This is a genomic window from Beggiatoa alba B18LD (assembly GCF_000245015.1).
Lineage (GTDB): Bacteria > Pseudomonadota > Gammaproteobacteria > Beggiatoales > Beggiatoaceae > Beggiatoa > Beggiatoa alba.
On the sequence record NZ_JH600070.1, the window covers coordinates 3966236 to 3976679 of the forward strand.

Here is a 10444-nt window from a genome sequence, read left to right on the forward strand (position 1 = left end):
GCTACATCCTCGTTTGACTATTAATGTGACTCAGCAAAGTCTTTTGTGAATTCTGCTTGGTATATAAGATATGACGACGCATTAACATTTCGGCTAATTCTGCGTCACGATTAGAAATGGCTTGCACAATATGGCGATGTTCATCAAAAGCGGTGGTCACTCTAGGCCCTGCCATTCCTAACTGCACGCGATACATGCGGATTAAATGATACAAGCTGTCCACCAGCATCGAGATTAACTGTGTATTTTTACTGCCTAAGATAATCCGATAATGAAAATCTAAATCGCCTGCTTCTTGGTAGTAAGTTTCGCCACTTTGCACGGTTTTAAAATGGCTACTTAATAAGCTGTTTAAATTGCTGATTTCTTCTTCTGTCATGTGAACGGCTGCCAACCGCGCTGCCATCCCTTCCAAGGCTTCGCGCACTTGGTACAGTTCTTCTAAACCATCTTGCGTTAAGGCGACGACCCGCGCCCCGACATTGGCTTTACGTTCAACCAAATGGCAAGATTCTAAACGGTTAATGGCTTCACGAATCACAGCACGACTCACCGCGTATCTTGTCGACAACTCCGTCTCGCTGAGTTTGCTGCTAGGACGGATGACACCTTCGACAATATCTTGTCGTAATTGAATAAAAGTTTTATCGGCAGTGGTGACAGGCTGATCTGTGGGGAGTATCAGCGATACCATGATGTGTGTCTCTATTGGTAAATTGTCGACAATATAGGCGGTTTTAGGGGGGGTGTCAATGGGAAAGTGGAGAGGTTGTCGACAATTTTGCGTAGGGTGGAATAGCGTAGCGTATTCCACCACGTTGGCAGCGTTTCTCGTTCCCAAACACTGTTTGGAAATGCCTGCACATCAAGTGCTGCTTGACGATTCGGAAAACTTGAAATACCTTTGAATATATTACGCAATAACACACTCAGCATTCGTAATTGTTCATTTCAGAATGTGGGGGCGAGGTAACTGTAGTGTATTGTCAAGTGGAGCTTGACCGACAGGTATTCCCAAACGGCGTTTGAGAATGAGATAATTAGTACAATCTGAATTTTGGGTTTAATAGCATTATCTAAACTTACTAAGGAAATAAATAAATTGATTGAAGCTTCAAAACTATATGGTAAATCAAGTCTTCATATTGGAGAGAGCGTTTACCCTTGCTTTATTAAAGTTGATTTGCTTGCTGGAACAATTCATATACATGGAAATTTCAAGGATGTATTGGATAATAGGGAATGTACATTTGAGTATTTGAATAGCAAAAGAATATTTATTTCTGAAATTGAAATAGAAAATAACTACTTTCCTATTACTGGAGAGTTAGAAAAATTATTCATTAGCCAAATAAGTAGAAAAGGTTTGAATTTATATACCGATAGCATATTGGCACGGCTTTTTCATATAAATCCGAACTATAATTATGATTCATTTAAAGTAGTACCTTTTTCCTCAAAAATTGAATTTAATATTCTTAGTGATAAGAAGATTGACTCATTTGAAATATGGTTTAAAACATCAAAAGAAAATAGTACTCTTATAGGTCAACTAAATGTATTTAATAAAAAATTCGTTTTAAGTTCAGATAAGGAATATTTAGTTGTTAGAAGTCATCGATTATTAACAGAGAGTGAGATAAATAAAATTCGAGTAGGGCTTTCATTTGTTTTTGGATCTGAAACTCATGTTTTATATTATGTTAATGGCGAAAAACTAATAATCAACTTAAAAACTCATATTATAAATAATGGTTTGACACCACTTAATAGCTTAGAAGGAAAACTAAATGCTTTAAAATGTTTTCTTGAACATACTATTCATTTCACTGAGCAACAATTTGAAAGATATGAAAATTCTTTATTTTTATATCTTTCTGGCAAAACTGCGCCAATTTATATGAATTCAAGATTATCATTATTTTTTATTTGTATTGAATCATTATTTGATGGTGATCAAGAAACTCCGCTAGAACACAAAATACTTAAGTTGTTTAACTTAAAAAATCCAAAAAGTTATGATCAAAACAAAACAACTATTTCATTTTCTTTTGATAAAGCTCTTTCACGTGCTTTAGCAAAAGTACGAAATGTGATTATGCATCAAGGTGTTATTGCTGAGAATATTTATGAGGAATATAAGTCAGAAAATAGTATGACATGCATTATTGATAAGTGTAATAACGATTGCATTGATCTATGGTTATATATGTGTTATTTGTTAGATATTTATTTTTTAAATAATATTTCATATAAAGGTGAATATTATAATGTCTCGGATAAAAAAATAATGAATACAAAAACTTAACGGCAAGCGTAGGGTGTATAAGCATCGCGCCATACACCTTGCCATCTAAAAAACAGCTAAATCCTTTTCTAAAACTCCTTTTCTCGTTCCCAAACGCCGTTTGGGAATGCCTGCATATCAAGCGCTGCTTGATAATTCGGGAAAAATATTCTCAATAGACCTCGCGTTTTTTCATGACAAAGATGCAATGTTCACATTCAAAAGGCGAAATCATATTTTTAACGATGGTTCATGTATTTCTTTTGGAAGTCGCCCTATAACTTGACGAGCGCATTTTTCCTCGTTCCCAAACGCTGTTTGGGAATGCCTGCCATATCAAGCTCTGCTTGATAATTCGGGAAAGCATCCTCGATAGATTATGAATTGCTGCCCATCCATTGCACCGCCATGCCTCGCGCACTTGGTAATGTTCTTCCAAACCATAAAGAGTTAATTACAACCAGAGTTTTTCCATAAAAAATAGTCCGCCAAGATTCTGGAAATCTGCGCCAACCAAGCAACCTTAGAAAATACGCCAATGAATGAGTTTACGGACTTGTTTGCGCTGTAAGATTTAGTTGCTTACAATTAAAAGACTCCAATAATATTAATTATCGGGGTCTTTTTTTATGAGCATGATAGGTGAATTCAAATGCGAACACTTGCTGAAATCCAACAAATTTTACGAAACTATCAACCTGAATTAAAAAGCAAATATGGTATTGAACGACTAGCACTTTTTGGCTCGTATGCGCGTCAAGAACAAACAGATGAGAGTGACATTGATATTTTAGTAGAGTTAGGACAACAGCCTTTAGGAATGCGCTATTTAGAATTTGCCGCAGAATTGGAAACAATTTTACAACATAAAGTTGATTTAGTTTCACGGCGTGCGATTAAGCCTCAATATTTTCAAGCAATTGAGCAAGATTTAACTTATGTCTAAACGAGACGCGATGCTATTACTACACGATATTTTTAATAGCATTCAAAAAATTGAAACTTATACGCGCGATATGTCGTTTGATATATTCATTCAGGATGATAAGACTACAGATGCGGTGATTCGTAACTTTGAAGTGATTGGCGAAGCTGCAAATCAACTGCCAGAGCTGTTTTGTGAGCAAAATCCACATATTCAATGGCGCAGAATGGCAGATTTTCGTAATGTACTCGTTCATAAATATTTTGGGGTTGATTTGCAATTAGTTTGGGAAATTACACAATATAATTTACCTGAGTTAAAACAGCAGATAGCTGCATTATTATCTTAAAATACTTCCCTCATTCCCAAACACCATTTAGAAATGCCTGCATATCAAGCTCTGCTTGATAATTTGGGAAAACCCCCTTAGATAACGCAACAATATACCGCACTTTTTTCATTCCTAAATGTGAGTGTTGAGGACTAGCATGAATTATTGCCAATCATGCTGCCATGCCTTAAAAATACCCTAGTGAATAAGTTTACAGACTTGTTTGTGCTGTAAGATTTAAAGAACTATACTTTTAAAAGCCTGTAATCATTTATTTTTAAGTGATTACGGGCTTTAATTTATTGTGATAGTTGTTAATTCTCTAAAAGGAGAGAATAAGATGAATGCAATAGAATTTGAAACGGTTGCGGAAAATGGTGTTTTAAAAATTCCTGATGAATATCAAGAATGGTATAACCAATCTTTAAAAGTAATTTTATTAACACAGACTTTAAAAAATACTGTTAAAAAATCCCCTTCTAAAGAAGAAATACAAGCTTTTTTTGCTTCTAAACAATTAAATTTGCAAGGCTATAAATTTGATAGGGAAGAGGCGAATGCAAGATAAGCATTTTTTTATTGATACTAATATTTTAATTTACGCACTTGCACGGGAGAGTGATGCTTTTCATAAAAAACAAATAGCAATAGATTTATTGAGTCAAAGTCCTATTTTATCAACTCAAATTATTAATGAATGCTCCAATGTATTAAGGCGTAAATTTAATTGGACTTATTATGAAATCAGAGAAACTTTTGAGTTTGTCTTAACAATAGCGACTGTGATTAATGTGAGTATTGCTACGATTCAACAGGCTTGGTCAATTGGTGAAAAGTATAGCTACAGCTATTTTGATAGTTTAGTATTAGCCAGTGCTTTAGAGTCAGACTGTAATATATTGTATTCTGAAGATATGCAAAACGGTCAAACAATTGAAAACTGTTTGAAAATTGTGAATCCATTTAAATAATGATGCGTTTATTTATTAGTAATCGGTGATAAATATCATAAGTGAATTCAAATGCGAACACTTGCTGAAATTCAACAAATTTTACGAAACTATCAACCCGAATTAAAAAGCAAATATGGTATTGAACGACTAGCACTTTTTGGCCCGTATGCGCATCAAGAACAAACAAAAGAGGGTGATATTGATATTTTAGTTTCATGGTGGAATACGCTACGCTATTCCACCCTACTCCCTCACCACCATTAAATTAAACGCATTTGTTGGGTGCAATAGGCGCAAGCCGTATTCCACCGTGCGGTTTTCAATCTGCATTTTCCCATAGAGAAATTTACAAACATTCTCATTCTTAAAACAATTGCTTGCATAGAAGATTAACTTTTAGTCATTTGTCTGTCATGTGAACTTGATAAAACACTTTTTTACAGTTCTGTACTTTTCTAAATAAAGTAGGATTCGACAATGACACAATGTTTTCTAAAAAAGCGTGGTTTGGCGTTCGCCATTGCTAGCAGTTTGTGGGCGGTCGCGCCTGTTAGTTTTGCAGAGTTAAGCATCACGGAAGTAGGGCGTTATCAAAGCCATTTATTTGCGCAGGGTGGCGCGGAGATTGTGGCGTTTGACCCTTTGACAAAGCAGGTTTTTGTGGTGAATGCGAGCGCGGCACAGGTGGATGTGTTGAGCTTAAGCGATATTGCTAACCCGCAAAAGGTGAGCACGATTGATGCGAAATCATTAGGCGCAGGGGCGAATAGTGTCGCGGTGAAAAATGGCATTGTCGCGGTTGCCATTGAGAATGTAGATAAGCAAGCTAATGGTTTAGTGGCTTTTTATGATAGTCGGACGTTAGCGTTATTAAAAACAGTGGCGGTGGGCGCGTTGCCTGATATGGTGACGTTTAGTCCTGACGGTAAAACGGTATTAGTGGCAAACGAAGGCGAGCCAAACGCGGATTATACGGTTGACCCTGAAGGCTCTATTAGTGTGATTGATATCAGTAATGGGGTTGAAAACGCCGTTGCGAAAGTGGCGAGTTTTTCAGCGTTTAATAGTCAGAAAACGGCTTTATTAAATAAGGGTGTGCGGATTTTTGGTAAAAATGCCAATGTCGCGCAGGATTTAGAGCCTGAATATATTACGGTGACTGCTGATAGTAAAACCGCTTATGTGAGTTTGCAGGAGGCGAATGCCTTAGCGGTTGTCGATATTGCAACGGCAAAAGTGTTGGATGTCGTGCCGTTAGGTTATAAAGACCATAGCCAAGGCGCGCCGAGTTTGCAAACGTTTAATTTCCCTGTTATGCCTGATTTGCATACTAATGCAATGGGTGAAACGGTGAAGTTGGGCGGTTTTTCAGGCTTGCATTTTGAGGGGATTGATAGCACGACAGGCAATTATAAATTTGTCACGATTCCCGATAGAGGCCCTGATGCGGGTTTAGTCGATGTCGATGGCGATGGGGTGGAGGAGCGTATTTTCACGATTCCAACTTATCAAGTGCGTGTCGTGCGTTTTGAAGTGAATCCTCAAACTGGGGTTGTGACTTTAACCCAGCAAACGCCTTTAACTCGTCAAGATGGCATCACGCCGATTACAGGCTTGCCCAATATTGCAGGGGCGGATGAATCTCCTGCCGAGCAAGTGCCTAGCGGTGGCGCGTTTACCGTTGAAGGTAAGCAGTACAATAAATTAGACTACGATATCTTTGGCGCGGATTTAGAAGGTATCGTGATTAATCCTGTTGATAATTCTTTTTGGATGGTGGATGAGCAACGCCCTGCGATTTATCATTTTTTAGCAGATGGCAAGTTAGCGAATCGTTTTGTACCGCAAGGCACAGACCCTGAAGGTTTGGGGCGTTATGGGGTGGAAAGTTTGCCCGCTGTGTATAAATCGCGGGTGAATAATCGCGGTTTTGAAGCGGTTGCTTTAGATACCGAACAAAATATTTTATATGCATTTATTCAAACGCCATTAGCCAATCCTACTGCTGCCGCGTCTAGTGCGTCTAAAGTCATTCGGATGTTAGGCATTAACCCTGCGACGGGTGAACCTGTTGCGGAATATGTGTATTTATTAGAAAAACCTGCCGTGCGTGGCAGTGTGGTCGATAAAATCGGCGACGCGGTTTATGCGGGTAATGGTCAATTTTATGTTATCGAGCGCGATTCTGATTTAACCGCGAATAGTATTAAGCCTATTTTTAAAATTGATTTAAAAGGCGCGACTAATTTATTAAGCAGTAATATCAGTTTATTACCTGATTTAACCTTAGAGCAACACACGCCCGACCAATTAGCCAGTGTCGGCATTCAAGCAGTACATAAACGCAAAGTTTTAAATTTACCCTCTATCGGTTATTTACCCAGCGACAAAGCGGAAGGCTTAACGGTTTTACCTGATGGCAAATTAGCGGTTATCAGTGATAACGATTTTGCGGCGAATCCTGCGACGGCACAAATTCAATTAGGCATTATCAGCTTTGGCACAAATTACGGGTTGGATGCCAGCGATAAAGACGAGATTATCAATATTCATAACTGGCCCGTTTTAGGCAGTTATATGCCTGATTCTTTGGCAAACGTGTCTATTAATGGCAACACTTATATTGTCACCGCCAATGAAGGCGACTCCCGCGACTATGCAGGCTTTAGCGAAGAGGTGCGGATTGGTAGCAGTAAAGTTGTGTTAGACCCGATTATCTTCCCTAATGCGGCAGAGTTAAAACAGGATGCGCAACTGGGACGCTTAAAAATCACCAATACTCAAGGCGATATCGACGGCGATGGTGATTATGACGAGCTTTATGCCTTTGGGGCGCGTTCCTTCTCCGTTTGGGATAATCGTGGCAATTTAGTGTATGACAGTGGCGACCACTTTGAACGCTTTACCGCGCAATTATTGCCTGAGTTTTTTAACACCAGTCACGACAATAACAAGTTTGATGACCGTAGCGACGATAAAGGCGTAGAACCTGAAGCTATCGCGGTGGGTGAAGTCAATGGACAGCCTTATGTGTTCGTCGGTTTTGAACGTTTAGGCGGGGTTGCGATTTATAATCTGAGCAATCCCCACGCGCCACAATTCGTGAACTATGTGAATAATCGGCACTTTGCTGTCGCACCTGCGGAAAATGCAGATACAGGAGATTTAGGGCCGGAAGGCTTTTCCTTTGTTCACGCTTCACAAAGCCCAACAGGTAACGCATTACTCGTGATTGGTAATGAAATCAGTGGTTCAACGACTTTATACCAACTGATTGATAGCGCGACCAATGTCACCCTGCCCAACTTAGGCGCAAGTACAGCGACCAGCGCGAGCGGGGAAAGTGTGAATAAACAAGCCAGCTTTGCGGGTGGTGTTTCTGTTCAAGATAATGCCTTTAATCCTAGCTTAGGGCATAAATTAGCAGAAAAAGCGACGGTACGCGGTCGGATTTATGTTGACCCTGCCGATGTGGGCAAATCTGCGGAATTAGTCGTATATGCGGCATATAAACCTATTTTAGCCGCAAACTCGCCAAATGTTCCCGCGACATATTTCATGCTGAACACCCATAACCAGATTTTAATGTGGGATGGAAAACCTAGCACCTTAGTCGCGTATCAAACCAATGTCACCCTTGGCGCACAACAAGATGTGTTACTTTACGATGCAACATGGCTTACAGCAGGTTATTTAGAATTAAGTTTCGGCTACCGTTTAAGCGATGGCACGCTGGTCGTGAATGACACGCCGATTAAAGTCACCATTAACGACACGCCTGTTATTGCCTTACGTACGAGCCTGATTCATATCAACGATAGCCATTCACATGTCACTGAAGAAACTATTGATTTAAAACTCAATGGCACAACGACACGGGTTAATATGGGCGGTTATGCCCGTGTTGCCAGTAAAGTGAATGCCTTGCGGGCAACAGCAACCAATCCTTTAGTGTTACATATCGGCGATGCAATTGTAGGAACGCTGTATTATTCACTCTTCAAAGGCGCGGCGGATGCAGCGGCGATGAATACCATCAAATTTGATGCATTTACCCTAGGCAATCATGAATTTGACGATGGCAACGCCAATCTAGCGCAATTCCTTAAGCAACTCGATAATATTCCCGCTTTAGCGACGAATATCGACGTTTCACAAAGTGCTGACTTAAAAGCATTAGTTAAACCTTATCTGATTAAAGAAATTGACGGGCAAAAAGTCGCTTTAGTTGGGATTACCACCTTAAAAACCCTCGTCAGTTCTTCCCCTGATGATGACATCACCTTTACCAACGAAATCGAAGCCGCGAAAAAAGTCGTGGCGGAATTGGAAGGCATGGGCATCAATAAAATCATCTTCATGACCCACTACGGCTATACACAAGATATTGAATTAGCCAAACAAGTATCAGGTATTGACGTAATTTTAGGCGGTGATTCACATACTTTATTAGGCAATTTCAACAATATCGGCTTAAGTTCCGAAGGTGCGTATCCCACCATTGCCCGCACTCCCGCAGGGGAAAAAGTATGTATCGGGCAAGCATGGCAATACGCTTATGTCGTTGGTTTTATGACCGTAGATTTTGACGAAGCGGGTAATGTTTTATATTGCGATGGTCAACCGACTTTATTACTGGGTGATAACTTCCAACAAGCCAATACAGCGGGTACTTTTGTCGCGGTTTCTGAGGCTACCAAACAGCAATTAAGCCAAACCATTGCGAATGAACACACATCGGAAATCGTGCCACAAAGTGACGCAATGAATAGTGTTTTATCTCTATTTAGCGAGCAAGTCAGCGTTTTAAAACAAACCGTTATCGGTAAATCAACGGATAATCTGTTACATGTTCGCATTCCCAGCAAACACAGCTCAGGCGTAGAACTGACACACGGCAGTATGGTCGCGCCCTTAGTCGCTGAAGGTTTCTATCAACAACTGAAAACCCGTAACTATAACCCTGATTTAGTGTTACAAAATGCGGGCGGTGTGCGGATTGACGTTCCACAAGGCAATATCACCATTGATACCGCTTACACCTTGTTACCCTTTGGCAATACGATTTATGTTGTAGATTTAACGGGCGCAGAAGTAAAACAAGCGATAGAAGACGGTTTAACAAACCACTTTGACAACGGCGGTTCTAGTGGTTCATTCCCTTATGCCTATGGGATTCGTTACACCATTGATATGAATCAAGCCAAAGGGCAACGAGTCACGCAATTAGCAGTGATGAGTAAAACCGATGGCACATACAGCCCCATTAACAACGAGACTTTATACCATGTCGGGGTTAACTCCTTCATGGCAAGCGGTGGTGATGGTTATACAACCTTGAAAAATGTGATTGCAGAACGTCGCGTCGATACCTTCTTTGATTATGCTGAATCTTTTGTTAATTACATGAAAGAAGTCGGCACAATCAGCTCGCCGAGCAGTTACAACTTAACGTATATTCCGAAAAATTAATTTTTTCAACTGATTAAGATATAAATGACAGATAACGCTGTTTTAAACGGTGTTATCTGTTTTTTTTATTGTGTTGTTAATCCCTGATATAGCAAACGTACCATAAGCAGGTCTTTTTTTGTCTGAATCAGAATTCACAGAATTTTCAGAATTAGCAGAATTAAAAAACGTGATTCGCATTCATTTCTTGGTTTAAGGGGTTTAAATTCTGTTAATTCTGAAAATTCTGATTCAGATAAGCTGTTGTCTTTTTAAAAGAATCTCGCCGTACTCAGGTTCGTTACCAAGTTTCACTGGGTAACGAGCAAATAAAAAAGCCTCATGATGTGGACACTGAAGCTCTTTTATTTCTATCCTCTTCAATAAACCGCCTGCTTTGGCGAACTAGCTGTAACGATGTGCGGGAAATGTATGAGAATATCCCAATATTGTTTCAACCGCCTGCTTTGGCGAACTAGCTGTAACTTCTGGCTGGT

General features: G+C 39.6%; 8 protein-coding genes. 7 read left to right on the plus strand and 1 reads right to left on the minus strand.

What is annotated here, in order from left to right; genetic code table 11:
- Nucleotide 1: 1 nt before the first annotated feature.
- Nucleotides 2-817 carry a GntR family transcriptional regulator gene (locus BEGALDRAFT_RS16340; protein ID WP_232281992.1) on the minus strand — a complete coding sequence of 272 codons (816 nt, stop codon included), beginning with the start codon at nt 815-817 and terminating at the stop codon, nt 2-4.
- A 285-nt stretch (nt 818-1102) separates the two neighbouring features.
- On the opposite strand from BEGALDRAFT_RS16340, the gene BEGALDRAFT_RS16345 reads away from it, so the two are divergent.
- The 7 genes from BEGALDRAFT_RS16345 to nadN all read left to right on the plus strand — a co-directional run bounded on the left by BEGALDRAFT_RS16345 (nt 1103) and on the right by nadN (nt 9968).
- A complete protein-coding gene (locus tag BEGALDRAFT_RS16345; protein ID WP_002691920.1) occupies nt 1103-2308 on the plus strand; it encodes a hypothetical protein in 1206 nt (401 codons plus the stop codon).
- A gap of 631 nt (nt 2309-2939) precedes the next feature.
- Complete coding sequence (locus tag BEGALDRAFT_RS16350; RefSeq protein WP_002691922.1) at nt 2940-3233, plus strand: nucleotidyltransferase family protein; 294 nt, start codon at nt 2940-2942, stop codon at nt 3231-3233.
- The gene (locus BEGALDRAFT_RS16355) at nt 3226-3561 is read left to right on the plus strand and encodes a HepT-like ribonuclease domain-containing protein (protein WP_040295012.1); all 336 of its coding nucleotides are present in this window, start codon (nt 3226-3228) and stop codon (nt 3559-3561) included. Before BEGALDRAFT_RS16350 ends, BEGALDRAFT_RS16355 begins: the two co-directional genes overlap by 8 nt.
- 322 nt (nt 3562-3883) lie before the next feature.
- Nucleotides 3884-4111, plus strand: coding sequence for a hypothetical protein (locus tag BEGALDRAFT_RS16360; protein ID WP_002691926.1), 228 nt, complete (start codon nt 3884-3886; stop codon nt 4109-4111).
- A complete protein-coding gene (locus tag BEGALDRAFT_RS16365; RefSeq protein WP_002691928.1) occupies nt 4101-4514 on the plus strand; it encodes a PIN domain-containing protein in 414 nt (137 codons plus the stop codon). The genes BEGALDRAFT_RS16360 and BEGALDRAFT_RS16365 overlap by 11 nt, the downstream gene beginning before the upstream one ends.
- 51 nt (nt 4515-4565) lie before the next feature.
- Nucleotides 4566-4760 (plus strand): nucleotidyltransferase family protein, encoded by a 195-nt coding sequence (locus BEGALDRAFT_RS16370; RefSeq protein ID WP_002691930.1) that lies wholly within the window; start codon nt 4566-4568, stop codon nt 4758-4760.
- Between the two features lie 213 nt (nt 4761-4973).
- Nucleotides 4974-9968 (plus strand): NAD nucleotidase, encoded by a 4995-nt coding sequence (nadN, locus tag BEGALDRAFT_RS18545; protein WP_002691932.1) that lies wholly within the window; start codon nt 4974-4976, stop codon nt 9966-9968.
- The last annotated feature ends 476 nt before the right edge of the window (nt 9969-10444 follow it).